General features: G+C 36.5%; 15 protein-coding genes. 13 read left to right on the top strand and 2 right to left on the bottom strand.

All coding sequences use genetic code 11. From position 1 onward, the window contains the following. Nucleotides 1–17 precede the first annotated feature (17 nt). Nucleotides 18–3,680 carry a PKD domain-containing protein gene (locus tag BBI00_RS09320; protein WP_065398504.1) on the top strand — a complete coding sequence of 1,221 codons (3,663 nt, stop codon included), beginning with the start codon at nucleotides 18–20 and terminating at the stop codon, nucleotides 3,678–3,680. Between the two features lie 149 nt (nucleotides 3,681–3,829). Continuing rightward, the gene (locus BBI00_RS09315; RefSeq protein WP_065398503.1) at nucleotides 3,830–4,753 is read left to right on the top strand and encodes a hypothetical protein; all 924 of its coding nucleotides are present in this window, start codon (nucleotides 3,830–3,832) and stop codon (nucleotides 4,751–4,753) included. Nucleotides 4,754–4,825: 72 nt separating this feature from the next. Here BBI00_RS09315 and BBI00_RS09310 read toward each other — a convergent pair whose 3' ends face one another. After that, nucleotides 4,826–5,491 (bottom strand): S24 family peptidase, encoded by a 666-nt coding sequence (locus tag BBI00_RS09310; protein WP_065398502.1) that lies wholly within the window; start codon nucleotides 5,489–5,491, stop codon nucleotides 4,826–4,828. 882 nt (nucleotides 5,492–6,373) lie between these two features. Between BBI00_RS09310 and BBI00_RS23295 the strand changes: the two genes are divergently transcribed. The 6 genes from BBI00_RS23295 (at nucleotide 6,374) to BBI00_RS09290 (ending at nucleotide 13,063) form a co-directional block, all read left to right on the top strand. Next, nucleotides 6,374–6,532 carry a hypothetical protein gene (locus tag BBI00_RS23295; RefSeq protein ID WP_165602510.1) on the top strand — a complete coding sequence of 53 codons (159 nt, stop codon included), beginning with the start codon at nucleotides 6,374–6,376 and terminating at the stop codon, nucleotides 6,530–6,532. Nucleotides 6,533–6,906: 374 nt separating this feature from the next. After that, nucleotides 6,907–7,074 (top strand): hypothetical protein, encoded by a 168-nt coding sequence (locus BBI00_RS23290; protein WP_165602509.1) that lies wholly within the window; start codon nucleotides 6,907–6,909, stop codon nucleotides 7,072–7,074. A gap of 59 nt (nucleotides 7,075–7,133) precedes the next feature. Then, nucleotides 7,134–7,514, top strand: coding sequence for a hypothetical protein (locus BBI00_RS09305; protein WP_065398501.1), 381 nt, complete (start codon nucleotides 7,134–7,136; stop codon nucleotides 7,512–7,514). A 375-nt stretch (nucleotides 7,515–7,889) separates the two neighbouring features. Next, the gene (locus BBI00_RS09300) at nucleotides 7,890–11,813 is read left to right on the top strand and encodes a coiled-coil domain-containing protein (RefSeq protein ID WP_065398500.1); all 3,924 of its coding nucleotides are present in this window, start codon (nucleotides 7,890–7,892) and stop codon (nucleotides 11,811–11,813) included. 2 nt (nucleotides 11,814–11,815) lie between these two features. Then, the gene (locus BBI00_RS09295) at nucleotides 11,816–12,370 is read left to right on the top strand and encodes a hypothetical protein (protein WP_065398499.1); all 555 of its coding nucleotides are present in this window, start codon (nucleotides 11,816–11,818) and stop codon (nucleotides 12,368–12,370) included. Between the two features lie 57 nt (nucleotides 12,371–12,427). Continuing rightward, complete coding sequence (locus BBI00_RS09290) at nucleotides 12,428–13,063, top strand: hypothetical protein (protein ID WP_065398498.1); 636 nt, start codon at nucleotides 12,428–12,430, stop codon at nucleotides 13,061–13,063. 24 nt (nucleotides 13,064–13,087) lie between these two features. Here the strand turns inward: BBI00_RS09290 and BBI00_RS23670 are convergent, their stop codons facing one another. Further along, on the bottom strand, nucleotides 13,088–13,213 hold the full coding sequence (locus BBI00_RS23670; RefSeq protein WP_262487248.1) for a hypothetical protein: 126 nt from the start codon (nucleotides 13,211–13,213) through the stop codon (nucleotides 13,088–13,090). Nucleotides 13,214–13,315: 102 nt separating this feature from the next. Here BBI00_RS23670 and BBI00_RS09285 point away from each other — a divergent pair, with 102 nt between their 5' ends. From BBI00_RS09285 to BBI00_RS09265, 5 genes are all read left to right on the top strand, one after another. Continuing rightward, nucleotides 13,316–13,726: a 5-fold beta-flower protein gene (locus BBI00_RS09285; RefSeq protein ID WP_065398497.1), complete on the top strand. Its 411-nt coding sequence runs from the start codon at nucleotides 13,316–13,318 to the stop codon at nucleotides 13,724–13,726. Nucleotides 13,727–14,152: 426 nt separating this feature from the next. Continuing rightward, a complete protein-coding gene (locus BBI00_RS09280; protein WP_065398496.1) occupies nucleotides 14,153–15,010 on the top strand; it encodes a hypothetical protein in 858 nt (285 codons plus the stop codon). Nucleotides 15,011–15,135: 125 nt separating this feature from the next. Further along, nucleotides 15,136–15,990, top strand: coding sequence for a hypothetical protein (locus tag BBI00_RS09275; protein ID WP_065398495.1), 855 nt, complete (start codon nucleotides 15,136–15,138; stop codon nucleotides 15,988–15,990). A 151-nt stretch (nucleotides 15,991–16,141) separates the two neighbouring features. Continuing rightward, nucleotides 16,142–17,002: a hypothetical protein gene (locus BBI00_RS09270; protein ID WP_065398494.1), complete on the top strand. Its 861-nt coding sequence runs from the start codon at nucleotides 16,142–16,144 to the stop codon at nucleotides 17,000–17,002. Between the two features lie 212 nt (nucleotides 17,003–17,214). After that, nucleotides 17,215–18,525: an ATP-binding protein gene (locus BBI00_RS09265; protein ID WP_065398493.1), complete on the top strand. Its 1,311-nt coding sequence runs from the start codon at nucleotides 17,215–17,217 to the stop codon at nucleotides 18,523–18,525. Nucleotides 18,526–18,624 lie beyond the last annotated feature (99 nt).

Below are 18,624 nucleotides of genomic sequence, written 5' to 3'. Positions count from 1 at the left end.
TTAAAAAATTAATAATAATGAAGAATCAATTAAGTAATATCTCAGTTCAATACCGAAAGTTCAGTAAGGGACAGTACATAGAAGATCCGGATCAGTTCAATGAATTTCTGAACTTTTTTGAAGATCAGGACCGTTTGTCCAGAGTACTGCTGCAGGGAGTAGGTATTGTCTGCGGTCTCAAACCGAAACTTATTTACAAAAACAGACTACTCAGCAGCATAGAGCTTTCTCAGGGGGCAGCACTTACAACCGACGGAGATTTACTAACCTTGAATAAAACCAATAAGGTGAGTGAAGATCTGTACGTGAGTGATTTAAAGACTGTGGATCTGGAGTACAAAAGCTTTACCCATTTCAAAGCATATGATAATTTCAAAATAAGATACCCATCATTTTATGAAGGGGAAGAACAGATTGAACTTTGGGAACTGGCAACAGCTCAGGAAGCACAGACTGATTTTCAACCTGTTGTTAATCTTTCAAATTTAAATGACAAATATCTGTTGCTGTATCTGGAAGATTATGAAAAAGATGTTAAACCCTGTAGAGGGGTTGACTGCGACAATCATGGGGTACTGCAGATCAGAAACCTTAAAGTATTAGTAACTACAGCACAGGGCATCGTCCATATTCTTGGAGATGACCGTCTGGTAACTGATCCTATAACCGGTATAACCAAGCCAGGCAGAAAAGACCGTATTCAGCCTCATCCTCTGTTCACAGAAGATATTCTGGGACCTGTTGAACCACAACGGGTTATCTTGAGCCGCTTTATTTCAGAAAGCGGAGTTGAAAACAGGTATACAGCTGCCGATTTAAAAAAACTGTATTCTGATGCTTTGGCGAAAGATGGTTTTGGCCAGGCCGTTTTTGAAAAAATTCAGACAATCTCCCAGATAATGGGATTTTCAGTTGTGTACCCTTATCAGATATTCAAAGAGAAAGTAGAAAAATGTCTTGCGCTGGATGCCGGATTTCAGTATGCGTATGATGTGACAAAAGATTTGATGGCTACCTATTCTGAAATTATAAAACTGCTTCCTAAAGCGTTTACGAAAAATTTTCCAAATTTTGCTTCTTTTCCTAAGCACATCATGCTTGGAAAATTAATATCGGATACCCAGCTGGATTCTACAAGACATCAGTTTTATAATTCGCCTGTTCTAGATGATGAAAAGGCAACACAAAGGCTCAAAGAATTAGTGAACCGTTTTAATCAGCAGGTATTCAATTTTAATTATTTGGGTAATAAAAAAACAATTAAAATTACGTCATCGCAGAAACTAAATCCACTGAGCAATAAAGCGATTCCTTTCTACTATGATGTTACGGAAGGATTTTTAAAATCCTGGAATTTTGATAACACAAGCAATAGATCATTTGCAGATAATGTAAGGTACGATCTTACATTCTTGATTCCAGGCTCCGGTAGTCAGGATCCTGTAGATTTCAGTATAGACAAGAGCTCTTTCTATAATATAGAAGGCCATCAGGGAATGGATTTCCAAAAAGCTTTTGAACAGATAAAGCAAATCAGAGATAAGGAACAACTCGGGTTTGATATTGTGGCACTGTCATTAGAGGAGCTAGTAGGAAATAAAGACCTTTCAATAGCTTATTTCAATGATTATGTAGATAAACACCCGGGATTAGAGCACAGACATGGAGTTGAAAAGGGAGGATCTTTTTTAATAGTTTATGATTCTATCAGAAATCCAAAAGTTATCGCAGATTTTTCGCTTCCATACATCTGTTGTACTCCAAAAACTGAAGTTAAATTAAGCTTGCCAAGTGATGTTATTTGTTCTAAAGCAGGTGCAGTACCTTTTACTGTACTTCCTGTAAGTGGAGTGGTAAAAGCTAGTGTTACTGATAGTTTAAATGGAGGAGTGGAATTAATTAATGGACAATACTTCTTTAATCCGGGAATGATAAGCCCATCTTTGATAGGTCAGGAAATTTCCTTTACTGTAAACGGAAAACCAACCAGCTGCAGTATCAAGGTGGTTACACAGCCGGATGTTACAATAGATGTTGTTTCGGTTGATTATCCAGGGGATGGCTCAAATGCAACAACCATAAACTTTAAAATTTCCGGAACAAGTTTTACAGACTATATTTACAAATGGGACTTCTGGGATGATGGAGGTTTGATTACTCTAAACCCGGATGCAGATGGAATGGTGAGTTATACGTTATACGATCTTAATCCGAAAAATATTCCGGTAATAAAAGTGAATGTGAGTGGTAACGGATGTGCTCAGGATATTTTTATAAGAGATTGGTACAAAGTTCCGGCTCGATTAAGTTTGCCAACTGATATTATTTGTTCAGGAGACGATGCTATACGTTTTACTGAAGTAATTCCTGCCGGTGGCCCTATAGTAGCTTATGTTGGTGCCAATATTATTGATAATCATGATCAGGTTATAAGATTCAACAACGGGACTTTTTACTTCAGTCCAAACGGAGTGAACCCTAATTTGTATGGGCAATACATTACATTCAAGGTAGATGGCCAACCGACTAATTGCCGTATTAAGGTGGTTCCGCCACCTAAAGTTAGTACTAATTATAGTGTTGATTATCCAGCTAACGGTTCAACATTAACAACAATACACATTGAGGTTTCCGGACCCTATTTTGCAGACTATCTGTACGAATGGGATTTCCTAGGTGATGGACACTATAGTTTCCCTGATCATATTATAAATGGTAAGATAAGCTACACATACCATAATCTGGATCTGAACAATATCCCGGTGATAGGTGTGAGAGTGAGTGGTGGCGGATGCAGTCAGAGAATGCCTATAAGCGATTGGTATACATCTTTACGTTTACCGCAAAGTGTTATCTGTTCTGATGCCAAGCCTATATCTTTTACTGAGATAATCCCTAAGAACGGGACTATACAGGCTTATGTGGGTAATGTTCTTGTTGCCGGTGTAGTATCCGGTTCATTTGATCCGAATTTAGTGGATTCTTCATTCCATGGCCAGGTAATTACTTTTACTGTAAAAGGAAAACAAACCAATTGCAGTATTAAGGTTATTAAGCAGCCGAATGTTGCAATATCTGTCAGATCTGTTGATTATCCAACCGGTGGTTCCAATGAAACCAAAGTAAACCTGTATGTTTCCGGGACAGACCTGGCCAACTATGATTACAGTGTGGACGGTAACCCGATTTCTAAACCGGATGCAAATGGATTTACGAGCTGTATACTGAGAAATGTTAATCCGGAAGGAAACCCGACGATCAATGTGACTGTGAGTAATGGTGCATGTAATCAGATTGTTAGTATAACTAATTGGTACAAACCTCCATATGTTACAATAAACAATATCGACTTCTCTGAAGGTGTACAGTGTTGTGAAGTTGCTATGCCTGTCGTTGAAGCTAAGGCAGATAGTGATAAATTCAGACAGAGTGATCTATCTTTTACCTTAAAAGGAACAGCTACGCTAAATGGGATAATTGATGATGCTGATCATCCAAAGCTTATTTATTCATGGCATCAGATTAGCGGGCCATCCGGAGCGGTGCTGATAGGTGCTGATACACGGTCTTTAACAGTTACTAATTTACTCGTTGATACTTATATATTCCGATTTATGGCTTTTGATCCAGATAGTGGAGCATTTGATGCTGTGGAAGGAAATGCATGGGTACAGGAGTAATCACAATCTGTATCTGATCATAAGCAAAGATTAGTAGAGTACAGAACCTGTATTATTACTCTGTAAAGGGGTGATCAGGCAATTCTATAGCTTCAAATCACCCCTTAGATATTAATAAAACATAATAATAACAATAAAAACATAAGATAATGTCAGCAGAAGAATGCAAAATTTCATTTAAGATAAATTATACATCTTCCTCACTAATAAAAAGAGCATTTGCGTACTATAAAAAACAGGAACCAGGGCAGCAGGAGATAGAAGATGAGATAACCCCGGTACCTGCGAATGGAGAATTGGTTCAACTTAACCCGATTCAAACTCCTGGTACTTACGATTTAAGAATAAAATTAGAACTGGAGAATACTAAAGATGAGAAAACTAGTTTTTTTACAGTAGGAAAATGTGGTCCTTCAACCTGTAAAGTCCCGTCTATTGATAAAGTTTTTGTGCGGGAGAACGGTCAGATAGAGGTGATGATTTCAAGTGATAATACAGATCTTGCTACCCTGGAATATCAGATAGCATTAGACTCTGAGTTCAATAAAATTATATATTCAAAGAGAGGTCTTGGGTATGCCCAGCCGGAATATGTTGATATGAATGCTCTAAACATTGGTAAGGATATTACTTTATATATAAGAGCAAGGAAATATTGTTTATCTGGTGGGATCTCAGAATGGTATCCTCCTGTTGAGTTTAAATCAGGAGATTGGAAAATTCAGGTTGCTCCTTATTCTGTTAAAGATGCATGTTGTGTATCAGGAGCATTTAGAATCCCAACAGACACTGATGATGTAGTAGAAAGTATTTGCATGCCAATGAGCCGATGGACTAAGGAGCTGAATTTAACTACGCCGTTTCCGCAACCAGGAAGCTTTATTTATCTGAGTGATGGTGTAACTCCTGCAATACCGGGGAACCTTGATAGTTTTGATACAAACGGGGCTAGTGGATTTAATGAGAAGGGAATCTTATGGGTGAGGTTTCCAAGTTACAGCAGAAGCAAAGTTTATGATGTGAGCCCGGAAACAGGTGAAATAATAAGGGAAACACTTAGGTATATCTGTTAGATCTTGTGATGCATAGTCTAAATTGCCCCAATAAAATCCTCAAGAAATTGAGGATTTTATTCACTCAGGCAGTTATCTTCTGTTGTTTTTACGTCTGGTACTGATGATATTGAACAGTTTGGCAACATCTTTCAGATGGATTTCCATATCCTCATAATATTCATTGAGAGAATGTAGGGTGATGATACCTTTCTCCACATCATGATTGATGATCCGTTTTACTAGAATTCCCTTTTCTTTGTGAACGATGACAAAATCCCATTTGTCATAATGCAGTTTACTCATCCAGTAATCCTGTCTGATGTTCCGGCATAAGATAATGTCGCCTTCCAGGTAGCTTTCGTAGGATCCGTTATCCATGCTGTCTCCTTTCACTTCAAAACACATATATTCACCACGGTGTTCTACATCGTCGGTAAAGGGAATGGTGGGTAGGCTTTCGATGTATTCTTCATCTGCAAACCTGCTCAGATAGCCGGCCTGTGCATATTGATTTGCCAGGGGAACGTTCATAATCTTCAGATCAGAAAAAACAACAGGGGATGCACTGTCATCATTGAGCTTTTTCTGTTGCTCCTGCAGCAGATTGGTTACAAAATAAGCTGTTGTTTCCGGTATTTTCCGTTCGCCTTTTTCCCAATATTGTACGGCTCTTGTTCCTACTCCTATAGATTTTGCGATATCAGCCTGCTTCATGTTTAGTTTCTTCCTGATTTCTTTGAATTCTAAATAGTTCATTTTGATATGTTTATAGTTATTTATGAAAAAAAATGAACAAAATGTTCGTTTTTTATTTTTAAAAACGAACAATGTTCGTATATTTGTTTCGTCATTAAGACAGAACGGTACAAATGTACAAAATTATATTGACAGTTGACTATTTAATTATTATTTAAAAAAGATAATTTTATTTTATAATAAGCTGTAATTAAAAAAGTTAAAAGCTGTTTTTTGTGCCCTCTATATGTAAATGTTGGATTTTGGTTTTTGTTTTTATCCGGAACTAATAAGAACAGAAAAATCTTTATAATTTAGATATATGTGTAAAAAATGCGCTTTTTATATTTTCAAATAATGATATATGTGCGCTTTTGTGTTGTCTGGTGAATGATAAAAATGCGTTTATTTTGATGGGGGTAAAAATAAAGCAGCCGTTCAGCTCTTTGTTTTCCTGAAATAAAAGCTACTGTTAGCATATAAAATATCGGTTAATTATAGTTATCAGTATTAACACCTCCTATAGAACAGACAAAATTCTGGAACAAGCATTGTTAAAAGCAATATGAGACCCAAATAGAATGTTGTGTTCTTGTACAAATAATTACGGAAAGTAGAAACTGCTATATAACTGTTTATAAAACACAAAACTTTATAAACATCAATAGAGTTGTTTGCAGAAAATAGAATTTAAAGAAAGAAGCTGAGGGAAGATTCTGAGAGAACATCCCTGATATCAGCTTCCGGAAAATCAAAATTAAATAATGTGACCAGACATCTGTTCAAAGGCTTAACAAAGTCTTTAAGGTTTCTTCGGCCCCATAAAACGGGAGAAATAAGAAACATGAACACCTGTCTGATTAAGAAAAAAAACTTTTAACCCATAAAAACTTTTAACCCAAAATGAAACGTAGTAAAGAATTAGTAGAAAAAAGAAAAGATTTTGTCATTGAATACGTAAAACGTAATCAGGATAAACAGATGAAAGTTATTGTAACTGAACTGACAGAAATGTTGTTTCTGTCCGAAAGAACAATCTATAACATTCTTCTTCAGAGTTAATTGATGAAACCCAGACTGAGCTCAATCCTTACCTGTAAAAATGATGTTAGACAGAATCTTATCAATACAGCCGTTTAAAGCTGAAGGCACACATGAATCAGATTTGAAATTATTTATTCTAAAGATAGAAAAGGATTCCGGGGTATTCTACTACCGATAACCCGCCATCAGTCTGATGAATCAAAAGGCTGTCCTTACCTGTTTCTCAAATGTAAACTTATAGCTAAAATACCAAGTGAAAACCGTCTTTGCTTTCAGTTCCGGTTCTTTTAACCGATCAGTCAATTTTAAAAAATAAACGATCTGAACCTGGATGATGAGAAAGACAATTTCAAAAAATTAAAAACAACTGACTATTAAAAACTTTAGAAACCATGAAAAAGAAAGAAAAGAAAAAAAAGAAAAAAGATAAAGAGAAACTGCAGAAACCCCGCAGAGATATCAACGATCTTATTGAAGAACTGGCCTATCTGAATGAAAATGGAAACATCCGGAAAAGCAAAAGATTTTTAGATGCAATGTATATGTTGGATCAGGAATAATGAGACTTCATAGAAGTTGTAAAAAATCAAAAAAATTAATAAATAATATATAGCAAAGAATGAATCTGGATAGTATAAAAGCCCTGTTAATCGGAACTGCAATAGCATTTTCAGGAGGATTGTTAAGGGTGCTGGTCTCCATACAAAACAAAGAAAAAAAACAACCCTGGGAACACTTTATCACATTGGTCATTGTAGTTATTGTAGGCTTTACGATGAGTTATCTGATGAACAGAGCCGAGCTTCATGACAAATGGTATTCTACAGGAGTACTGTTTGTACTGGGGTACGGCTATGATAAATTCCTGAAAATGATCACTAACAATCTGCCAAACTGGATTGACAAAGCAGTGAACCTTTTAATAGAAAACCGATATGGAACCGGCTCAGGCAGACCACCTGCCGAAGAAGAAGAAAAAAAAGAGGATATCAACCAATAACCAAACAATTGAAAAAATATGAAAACAATAGCTGTAACCCTTTTTGAAAACAGGAAAAATAGCTAAGGAAAATGTGGAATAATCAATGAATTTAGAGGATGGAGCTGACTGATCCGTGTGCTTCAGCGATTGCAGTATACGATCCATCATTCAAAAAAGTTAAAACCAGAAAACTAAATAAACAAGTGAGCAAAAACTAGAAGTGACTCAGCATTACGTGTTTCTCATCACAGGCTGGCCGTCACTTCTAGGTTACTCAAATTCAGAATCCACTATTCACGGTCTTGTTCTGCAGACCAACAGGTATGTAAAGCGCACTCTATACAGTTGCGCTTTGTATGCCTTCCAATCAATGTGAAATTAAAATTTAAGTTAATGAAAGCAGCAACTGTAGACAAAAACAGCAAAGCCCACCTTAGCCCAGGCAAAAAGCCAAAGCCAAAAGAACAGGTGGTAGTCCCTCTGCCTGGAGTGGAAGAGATCAGTGTACGGACAAAAAAGTCTGAGAACTCGACTGATAGGGCGGGATCAGCAAATCCTGAAAGCAACCGGATCGGTCTTAATAATATCATGGCCTCTGCTCATAGCTCTCAAACTATTCATGGGAAGGGCTCGGAAATCATGTATGGCAAACTTCAGGAGAGTTTGTCAGCAACCGGAGATATCAACCATCCGGATACCAAAAAAATTGAAAAAGACTATATGATGACCCTAAGCCCCAGTCAGGCACGGGATTATCATGAGCTTAAATCAGGAACTTATCAGACCAATACAGTTCAGGAACGGGCTGTTGCTCATCAAATAGTAAAAAATCAGGAAGATCCTGTAAAAACAACAAGGGAGAGTGAAAAAGAGACCTTACAAAAGACTGACAGCAAATATGAAGCATCAAAACCTGTTATAGATGAGAAGCCAAAAGAGAAGGCCGTTGAGATTAAAACTGCACCAATTAAACCAATCTCATCCGAAGTTAATAGCAATAGCTCAAAAAAGGTTGCGGATAAAAATGAAAAACCTCGCTCAGAAAAGGTTACAGAAGGCAAAAAAACGATTAATAAAAAATTAAATTCAAAAACTAAAGGAGAAGAGGAAACAAAAGTTACCATACCGGATGAAATACAATCCGTTGTTACTCCAAGAATGGATAAGGCAGTTGATAGCGAACAGGCTGAAATAGCTCCGGATGCCCAAACTACCATCAATATAGTGGGGCTTGTTGCGGCTGCACAGGAGTTTAGGGATCAGGGAGTAGAAGCCAGGAATCAGGTGAAATCTCAAAATGAAGCCGCTAAAACACTGAAAAATAAGATTAAAGAAGTTGAAAGAGAAATTCAGAAGTCAGATGATGATTTGCAGAAATCAGAAGATAGTATAGATCGTAAAGAAGCTCTGATCCATAAATTGGAAAAGGGGTTGGATACCTCATTAAAAAGACAGCAAAAGGTAGAACAGGAGGTAGGAATATACCAGCAGGAATATGATAAAAATAAGACCAAAGCAAGCGATTTAGATAAAGAAGCTAAAAGTTTACTGGGGGGATCACAAAAACACCAGGATCCCAAAAATGCTGATTCCGGAAAACTTACCAAAAAATTAAGTGAATTAAATACCAACGCCGCTACCATAAACCAGGCAGTGTCTCAGGCAGGAAATACAACCCGGAAATTATCTCAGGAAGCCCAACAGGCTAAAGGAAAAAATACAAGAATAAAGAGCGAAATAACCTCTTCCAGAGCCTCGGTACAAAAATCAAAAGCTAAACTGGCGGCAGATACTAAAAAGAACATAGAAGCCAAAAAGGAGTTGGGAAAACTTACCCCAAAACTAAAACAGACAGAATCGGAAAGTAAGAAATTAAACCAGGAAGCCAATGCATTGTTATTAGATTCGTATGTTATTGAACATGAGATCATAAAAACTCAAAATGCTTATTATGCCAATATGGCCACTGTTGAAGGGCGAAATAGTTTAATACAAAAAGAAAAAGACAAAATTCAGCAAACACCTAAAGAACTTAATGAGGCAGAACGTTTATTAGTTGACTTTACCCAATTAAAAACAGAAGATGAACAAATAGTTTTCCTAAGACAATTAAGCCCGGGCCAACGGAATTTATTAAGAGATAAATTTGAAGAAGTAAATGCTAATTATGATAGTGATCAATCAGAACATCAAAGCTTGATCAGTCAGAATGTTGAAAGTATCAGAAACTCTCAAATAGAGGTCTTTAACAACAAGCGTAAAGATGCTTTACAAAAACCATTAAACTTGGTGACCAAAAATCTGAACAGAATTACGGGGCTAAAAAGATTGTGGATGTCTATTTCTATTGCGTTTTCAGATATTTGGAATGATATCACAAACATCAGCTGGACAGATGTAGGGAAATTTATTGAATCCATCTTTAGCCCTAAAGCATGGTATGAAGCTATTTCCGGCTCTATAAGTGGTATTTGGGACGATTTGACAAGCTGGAAAGGATTCTCGCAAGATCCGGTAGGAATGATTCTGCAGAAAGCTGCCGGAATAGCCAATAAAGTACTTGTCATAGCCGGTGTCATTACAGGTATATTGGGTGTATTAACCCTTGCAGCCGCTGTAGGGTCAATCTTCACTCTGGGTGGTCTGGCACCATTAGCTGCCTGGTTAGGAGGAGCTACCGTAACAATGGGAACCATAACATTCTGGATCGGTGCCATAGCATTAGGATTGAATATACTCAACGGAATTAAAAATATTTATGATGTACATACGGCAAAAACGGCTGACGTTTTATTCAAAAACTCAGGTGAATTAAAAAGCGATATTACCAATTCAGGTATGGCAATTCTTGCGATGATGGGAGGCAAAGCCTCTAAAAAAGGAGGAGCTTCCATAAAAGATCTGGCAAAAAGAAACCCGAAAACTTTTGGTAAGCGAGTATTTATTACTGCAAGAAATGGTCTTAAAGCACAAATTGTTTCTATCCCTAGAAGAATAACATCTGTTTTCAAAAAAGAGACATGGATCAAAGCATCCCAACGTTTTCAGGCAGCTTATAAAAAAGCACAGGAATGGGTGGTAGAACCTTTCAGGAAAAAGACTGTAACGCCGCCAAACCGCAACATGAATCAACTTCCTTTTGAAGAGCAGACGGTTCCTGACAGAATGCATGAACAGCCTGTAAGAAATGAAAAAAACAGTGCAGAATCCAATATTAAGAAAGAGAATGTGACATCAGCTCCGGTGCAGGAAAACCTATATGAAGAAAGCATATTCAGACAGGATAACAGACCTTATTCTCCTGCAGGTTCAAAAGAAGGAAGGATAAAATCTCACATTAATGAAGAAGGAAATTTAACTCCCGCAGACAAAAACGGAAGTGCTACTGTTTCTGATCACGTAAGAGGAAGCGAACCTATGAAAAGTAAAAGCCCTTATACTTCTTTCTCAGATGAGGGACCAGGCATAGGCAAAACCTACGGCGACAATGTGATTGAAGTAGATATCAAAAGGCTGGAAGCTGATATTGCTGCAGGTAAAATAAGTGAGGTAGAGGTATTAAGACCGGAAAAAGTACAAGCTGAATTACAGGCCAAAATAGATCAGGCGATGAAAAGATTAGAAGAGAATCCAACGCCTAAAAATCAGAAAAGAGTAGATGATGCGGTAAGAGATCTTAACAACAGTGTAAGAGACAAAGAGATTTTAATTAAAGGTGAAATTCCGGCTGAATATTTTAATGTGAAGTCTACTAAAAATAATATATTTGAGGATACTTTACCTAATGCCGGGAAAAATAAAAGAGTAGAAATAGCTTCAGGAGTAAAAGAAGATCCTTTCGATTTTCAGATGAATAAGAGGGGGAAAGAATTAACTTCAAAACAACAGGAGTTATTGGACAGATTAGCAGTTAACGATGGGCTAGGTGAACATATCGCCAAAATAGGTAAACGTGAGGTAACAGCAACGGATTTAGCTGCACTAACTTATAAAGAAGGAAAAGAGTTTGCAATAATTATGGATAAGCAAGGGCAGAGATATTTGGTTAAAATGGGATCATACAAAGGAGGTCAGTTACCTCACTATACTGATAGACTTTTAATGCACTCGCATCCTTTTGATTGGGGTACTGGGCAAGCAAAATTAATAAGTCCTCAAGATATTGATGGTATAATTTCATTAAATCAAAAATATAGTTATATGGTTACAACTGAAGGAGAAATATGGAAATTTACACACAGTACTATCCCTAATGATATAGGAGAGCTGGTAAGAGAACTAAATTATTATGGATGGTCTAACCCAAAAAACAAATAAATATGTCTTTATATATTGAAAAAACAACTAAATGTTCAATCTGTGAGAAAGTTATAGATAATTTTAAAGAATCTGTATTATTGCCTTACACACTGCCAGATCAAAATTCCACCTTTACTCATTTTGTGAAAAGTTATGTTCATCGTAATTGTTTCAATAATTGGGATAAGCACGATGATTTTGTTCAAAGTTCATTCGGTTTAGGAGAAAGAATGATACAAGATGGTTATTATGAAAACGTAATTTTGTACGATAAATACTTTATAATTGACTATAAAAAGCAAGAAGGTTTTTATCATATTATAGATTTTTATTCAATATTTGAAATAAAGATAAATATCGAACAAGTAAAAACGATATATGATTTTTTCGAAAAAGGTCTTAATGGAGATAACACCAAATTGGAATTTGGAAATCTCATGTTCAATATAAAAAACAGAGATATTTTGGTTACTGATTACGATAGAGATAAAATTAATGATGAAATTACAATTCCTCATTCTCGGATTTATGATTACACGGTAGTTCTAAAATATATATTACAACAAAATGAGTAGAAAATATATGAAACTGAATATTTCTTATATACCGAACTGTCAATAAAACCTAATAAAATGAATAACCCAATACACGAACTCCTTTATCACTATAACGAAGAAGGAAACGAAGGATATGATTTAAGCGAAGTACAACTCCTTGAAAATATTGATCCGGACAGAGTTGAAAAGCTAAAATTGCTTCTTCACAATGACGACCTATATATTGCTTATCAGGCCATGCTTATTTTATTGGCCTGGGCAATACCGGAAGGATTTAAGCAGCTTGATCAGTTCATCGCTGAAAAATGGGATGAAAAAGAAAATTTTGAGCCCCATAGACTCCATAATGAAGACAATGTATATGATGTTATTACAAACGCCTTATATATTGCTACATTCAATGGAAAGACCGAGCAGGAGCTTTATCCGTATATTAAACATTTTTTGAATATATATGGTGATAAATTTTTTGAATCCAACCTGAAAGATTTTCTCTTAAAGAAGAATTGCAGACCGCTTTTAAAAGAAACAGAACAGGCAATACAGGCTGCCTTAGAAAATAAAAGATACTATCAGGCAAGTCAGTTGTTTCCGGTTATTGTTCATTATGACAAAGATTCTTTTAACAAATACAAAGATATTTTTAGTTCTTTAATAAGCGAAGATAGTAGAATTGTATATAATATAGAAGAAGCTGAAAAAAGCATTTAATATATTATACAATTTGATGTAATTTTAAAGAAAGCCGTTTTTATTATCTGATAAAACGGCTTTCTTGTTATCATTAAAATAAGATATTTTCTTGCTGCCACACGAATCCTTCCCCACTGCTACCGCACGAATCCTTCGTGTGGTTTTCATATTCAATCATTTTATCTACAAGTTTTTATCTTTATAAAAGAATAATCAATACTTTTGAATATCAAATAAATCAAAATTAATAACCTCATTAAAATCTTAAATATGAAAAAAATACTATTCATTTGTTCCTTTTTGTTTGGTCTTTTAGCTGTAAGTGCTCAAACTATAGAATCCGGAAGCCACAGTACCAAGGGATATATTAAAAGTGACGGAACCATAGAAAACAGCAGCCACTCCACCGTAGGATACATTAAAAATGATGGGACGATTGAAAATAAAAGTCACAGCACTATTGGCTACATCAAAAGTGATGGAACGATCGAAAACAAAAGCCATTCTACGGTAGGTTATGTAAAAAAGGACGGGACTGTAGAAAACAGCAGTCGTTCAACCATTGGTTACATTAAAGACGACGGAACAGTAGAAAACAGCAGTCATTCCACCATTGGCTATGCCAGGGGAGTGGAAAAAGAATGGGCGGCAGTTGTGTATTTCTTCTTTAAAATGGAGTGATCATCTGCTTTACGGAAAAGAAAGCAAGTGTTAAGATATATGGTAAAAGGCCTGGATTGTATAATCCGGGCCTTTTTTATTAAAGCCTGCGTGAGTTGGGCTTAGTCGGGGTTTCAATATTTTTTACCAGACAGGCAGGCGAGCAGTGATGGTTCTGATGACTCCGGAAATAGAAGCACTGCAACTACAGAATAGGGAAGTCCAAAAACTTTCACAGGAACAAAAAAAGTATGAATTTTGAGCATCGAAATTGAAGACATTATCATCCTGTTCTTAAAACTAAGCGTTACTGTCATTACAGAATCACTAAGCTGAAATCCTTTCCGGGGATAAAAAAGGATGAGTTCACAACTTTAAAACATAACATACATTATTATTGAACCCAAACTTAATTATGCTGAGAAGCATAAATTATAAAGCAGTATTATGGAAGAAAAACTAAACACCCGAGACCTGTTAAAAACCTATTTTGAAACCGGCAAATATCCTACACAAAGCCAGTTTGCAGATTTAATAGATTCCTTACGGCTCAGGGAAGATATTTTGACCAAAAGAGAACTGGCGATCCTTGCCAATAATTTAGCATCTATAGATAACATCTATGTTACTTTCTTTCTGAGCAATGCAGGAAGCTTAAAATTTTCAATAGTTGTAAGCACGAGTGATGAGCCGGATCAGGTGATTTCATCCGCCAGTTTCAAAAGCTTGTTGGATAAACAGTATTTAATAGGAAGTGCGCCGTATACGATTAAAGTAAAAGAAATCCAGGAGGGAAGTTTAGGAGAAACGGAATATTATAGTTTGGCCTATCAGTTAAACCAGACTTATACCATTTACAGATTGTTCGGCAATAATCTGAAGACAGTACTTCCTGCCGGGTTTGACTTTGGAGAGCTGGAGAGTGTTGGGTTACCCATACAGATTTCAAAAGTAGATTATGGTAAAAAAATAAACATTTTAAACACGGAAGTGAAGTTCGTTAATAAAACAGAAGTGCCTGTAAGGTACAGAATAGACGCTTCCGGATGGAGTGACAGATATAGGGATGAAGACATGGTTACCGATCATTATGACCTCGGAGACTATCTGGCCTTTTATTATAATGCAGACCTTACCAAGATCAGTCAGTCTGTAAAATGCGAAATCTATGATGCGGAAAATAATACTCTTTTATCAACAGTTTACCTGCCTGCGGGGCAAAACCAGAACTCTTTTAATGGAGGCCAGGTGAGCGGCATCAGAAAAATAAGAATTGAATGCAGTTATTCTGAAAATGTAAAATAATAAAAAGATACCATGGGAAGTGACTGCAACTACAGAATAGCACAGGCTAAAAACTTTCCTGACAATAAAAAAAAGATGAATTTCGGACTTTAAATATAGCATACACAGAATTTAAATCAAGTATTATGGAGGAAAATAAACTAGACAAAAGGGAGGAACTGAAAACTTATTTTGAAACCGGGAAATATCCGACAGAAAACCAGTTTTCGGATCTGATAGATTCCCTGAAACTCAAAGGAGATCTCCTTACCAATAAAGATGCAGTAATCATTGCCAATAGTTTGAACTGGGTATATATTAATAATGCATACGTATCCTATTACACATCCAATCTTAACGGTGCAAGGTTTCAGTTCACCATAAGCTCGGCAGATGAAGAAGACCAGTTGCTCACCATAGAAGATTTCTCCTATAATGATAAAAAACAGTACTTCTTTGGGAAAGCACCTTACACCATTAAAGCAAAAGAACTTCCGGCAGAAGGGTTAGGGGAAACTGAATACTATCATGTATTTTTCTCTCTGGAAGACGGTTCCACAGTTGCCAGATTGATCGGGAATTCTCTGCCAGAGATTCCTGAGGGGTTTGTATTGGGAATACTGAATGGTAAAAGGCTGATGTTACAGATAAACAGACAGAATATGGGGCAAAGATTGAACATTGTCAACACAGGTATTAAGTTTCATAATAAAACTTCCATACCGGTTCAATACAGCATACAGGCAAGTTACTGGGGACATGCTTTTACCTTTGAAGACATTGTTACCAATCATTATGATGCATGGGATTCTCTTAATTTTTATTTCAAAGCTGACCTTCGGGGAGTAGAACAGTCTGTAGAATGCAGCATCTATGATACAGATCAAAACAGACTTTTAACGACAGTAAATTTAGAGGCGGGACAAAACTATATGCTAATGGGCGGGAACGAAGTAAAAGGAATCAGAAATATCAGAATCGAATGTAACTATACCCATTAAAAATATTGGAAGAAAGACTGCTTCACAGACCCAGGAGAAAGAGCAGGAAGTTTTTCTGATAAAAGATAGCTCTGAACGTTTAAAAACATACTATAAATAATCATCGAAAACCAAAAATAATGATGCTGAAAAACATCATTAATAAAGCATTATGAACGAAAATAAACTAATCACCCGAGACCAGTTAAAAACCTATTTTGAAACCGGTAAATATCCTACACAGAATCAGTTTTCGGATTTGATAGATTCTTTAAGACACAAACAAGACGGCCTGACTAAAAAGGAAACGATAACGCTTGCCAATACTTTGAATACTATAAAGAGCGGGTTTGTTGCCTATGTCAATTATATTCCTGCAGAAGAATATTTTCCAATCGTTGTGAGATCAGGGGATGAAGAAGATCAGATCATTGACGTGAGCGTAAATAATGGAGACATCATAAGGCAATACTTTTTTGGTAAGCCACCTTATACCATTACAACAAAACAATTTTCGGCAAACAATTTAGGTGAAAATGAGTACTACTATTTTCGCTACCAGACAGATGGAGATTATACTAACATGATGTCGAGGCTTTTTGGAAATAACTTACCTACAATCCCTGAGGGCTTTGAGATGGGAGAACTTAAGAGGAAGTGGCTTACGATAGAAATACAAAAAGTTAACGTCAGAGAGAAAGTAAATATTATTAATACAAATATCCGGTTGGTTAATAAAACCTCAGCACCTGTTGAGTATATGATATATGCAGGCTACTGGTCTCATGAATATACCAATGAAAACATTGTTACTGAGCATTATAATCTTGGGGATTTTCTCACTTTTAATTATAGGGCAGACCTTACAGGATACGATAGACGTATTGAATGCAGGCTGTATAATGACGATACGGGGGAACTTTTGATGACCGGCTGGTTGAATGCAGGGATCAAAAATGTGAATGTTCTGGGAGGCTATGCAGATAGATGCCGGAATGTAAGGATCGAATGTGATCACTATATCGCTGAATAATAAAAGATAATCTTAAGAATTTGTACAAGTGCAGATCAATTCTTAAAACAGAAACTCTCGGATGGGATGACTTCCCCCGTTCAACCCCTATGGAAAACCCGGATGCAGGTTACTTTCCGGCTGAGGTTTCTTTAAACAAATCACAAATACAGTAGACCTGTCTTTAAGATACGGTATAAACTATTTTCAAAATAAAAAAGACTAAAAAATCAATGGAGGCGAAACAATTACAAAAACTATTCACCCATTTAGAAGAGGTTATTACATGGCGTATCAACAATTCTTCGGAAGATTTTAATACAGGAGCTCCTGAATTTAATACTCATGACCATGAAGGCTTTCAGTTAGGAAACTATATTTCAGGGAAAGAGCTTACCCATCAGGAAGTTGTTATTCTTTTAATGGCTTTGGTGCCACGGTTAGACCCATCATTGCTCAAACGCATTTATCTGGAGTTTCCCGGTAATGAGCTGTTTGATTTTTGTGCAACCAACGATAACGGTAGGCTCTTTAATCCAACCATTCAGGCTGTGCAGTATATTTTAGGAGGCGACAGCATTTCAGAACGGTTGGCCGCACTGGATTATCTCGGTCCGGATTCGGTTCTGATAAAAGAAGAAATTCTTGTTTTTTCAACCCATGAGCATACAGCCATCAACAGCCAGATCAATGTTCATCATGAAGCTTTTAATAAGATCATATTCGGAGTGGAATTATTACCGAAAATGAGCAATGACTTCCCGGCAGAGCAGATACACACCCTTAGATCGTGGTCAGACTTAATACTTCCTCAGGCCACATTAGATGAACTTCAGAGTATTGAAGGATGGTACAACAGCAGCCATATTCTTATGGAAGACTGGGGCATGCAGAAAAAACTTAAACCGGGCTTCAGGGTTTTGTTTTATGGTGAACCGGGAACAGGAAAAACTCTTGCAGCCAGCCTTTTAGGGAAATATACCAAACGACCTGTGTTCAGAGTGGATGTCTCTATACTGATCTCCAAATACATTGGCGAAACAGAAAAGCAATTGGCTAAACTATTTGATAAAGCAGAAAATAAAAACTGGATTTTATTTTTCGATGAAGCCGATGCGATCTTCGGAAAACGAACCTCTGTAAAAGATGCCCATGACAAATATGCCAATCAGGAAGTTTCTTATCTGCTTCAACGGATAGAGACATTCTCAGGACTCATTATTCTGGCCTCCAATTTTAAGAATAATATGGATAAAGCCTTTACGCGACGCTTTCATAGCTGCATACAATTCAATAATCCAAAGCATGAAGAGCGTCTGCGTATCTGGCAGCAAAACCTCCCGGAACAATTACAACTTGAAGGTATTGATATAGACCAGATTGCAAAACGATACGAGCTTACCGGTTCCAATATCATGAATGTCATCCAGGATGTCAGCTTAAAAGCAATTGCATCAAACGGTCCTGGTTACAAAGTAAATCCGGATATGCTATTGGAAAGCATTAAGAAAGAATATGTAAAAGAAGATAAGATATTCATATAAAATACTCAGAATCAGTCAGCTGTTGCTTACAGCATCTGTTATGAAAACAATTCAAATATGTAAAGGGTTGAAAGCAGGAAGAGCGAAGCCCGAAGGGAT

It is taken from the genome of Chryseobacterium arthrosphaerae, from assembly GCF_001684965.1.
Lineage (GTDB): Bacteria > Bacteroidota > Bacteroidia > Flavobacteriales > Weeksellaceae > Chryseobacterium > Chryseobacterium arthrosphaerae.
The sequence above is the reverse complement of the archived record's forward strand: the minus strand, read 5'-3'. Positions and strand labels throughout refer to the sequence as shown.

Excerpts from the sequence above, each read along its gene's own strand:
- BBI00_RS09310 (WP_065398502.1), bottom strand. The coding sequence starts at position 5,491 with ATGAACTATTTAGAATTCAAAGAAATCAGGAAGAAACTAAACATGAAG.
- BBI00_RS09290 (WP_065398498.1), top strand. The coding sequence starts at position 12,428 with ATGAATAACCCAATACACGAACTCCTTTATCACTATAACGAAGAAGGA.
- BBI00_RS09300 (WP_065398500.1), top strand. The coding sequence starts at position 7,890 with ATGAAAGCAGCAACTGTAGACAAAAACAGCAAAGCCCACCTTAGCCCA.
- BBI00_RS09315 (WP_065398503.1), top strand. The coding sequence starts at position 3,830 with ATGTCAGCAGAAGAATGCAAAATTTCATTTAAGATAAATTATACATCT.
- BBI00_RS09305 (WP_065398501.1), top strand. The coding sequence starts at position 7,134 with ATGAATCTGGATAGTATAAAAGCCCTGTTAATCGGAACTGCAATAGCA.
- BBI00_RS09270 (WP_065398494.1), top strand. The coding sequence starts at position 16,142 with ATGAACGAAAATAAACTAATCACCCGAGACCAGTTAAAAACCTATTTT.
- BBI00_RS23295 (WP_165602510.1), top strand. The coding sequence starts at position 6,374 with ATGAAACGTAGTAAAGAATTAGTAGAAAAAAGAAAAGATTTTGTCATT.
- BBI00_RS23670 (WP_262487248.1), bottom strand. The coding sequence starts at position 13,213 with ATGAAAACCACACGAAGGATTCGTGCGGTAGCAGTGGGGAAGGATTCG.
- BBI00_RS09265 (WP_065398493.1), top strand. The coding sequence starts at position 17,215 with ATGGAGGCGAAACAATTACAAAAACTATTCACCCATTTAGAAGAGGTT.
- BBI00_RS09285 (WP_065398497.1), top strand. The coding sequence starts at position 13,316 with ATGAAAAAAATACTATTCATTTGTTCCTTTTTGTTTGGTCTTTTAGCT.
- BBI00_RS09320 (WP_065398504.1), top strand. The coding sequence starts at position 18 with ATGAAGAATCAATTAAGTAATATCTCAGTTCAATACCGAAAGTTCAGT.
- BBI00_RS09275 (WP_065398495.1), top strand. The coding sequence starts at position 15,136 with ATGGAGGAAAATAAACTAGACAAAAGGGAGGAACTGAAAACTTATTTT.
- BBI00_RS09280 (WP_065398496.1), top strand. The coding sequence starts at position 14,153 with ATGGAAGAAAAACTAAACACCCGAGACCTGTTAAAAACCTATTTTGAA.
- BBI00_RS09295 (WP_065398499.1), top strand. The coding sequence starts at position 11,816 with ATGTCTTTATATATTGAAAAAACAACTAAATGTTCAATCTGTGAGAAA.
- BBI00_RS23290 (WP_165602509.1), top strand. The coding sequence starts at position 6,907 with ATGAAAAAGAAAGAAAAGAAAAAAAAGAAAAAAGATAAAGAGAAACTG.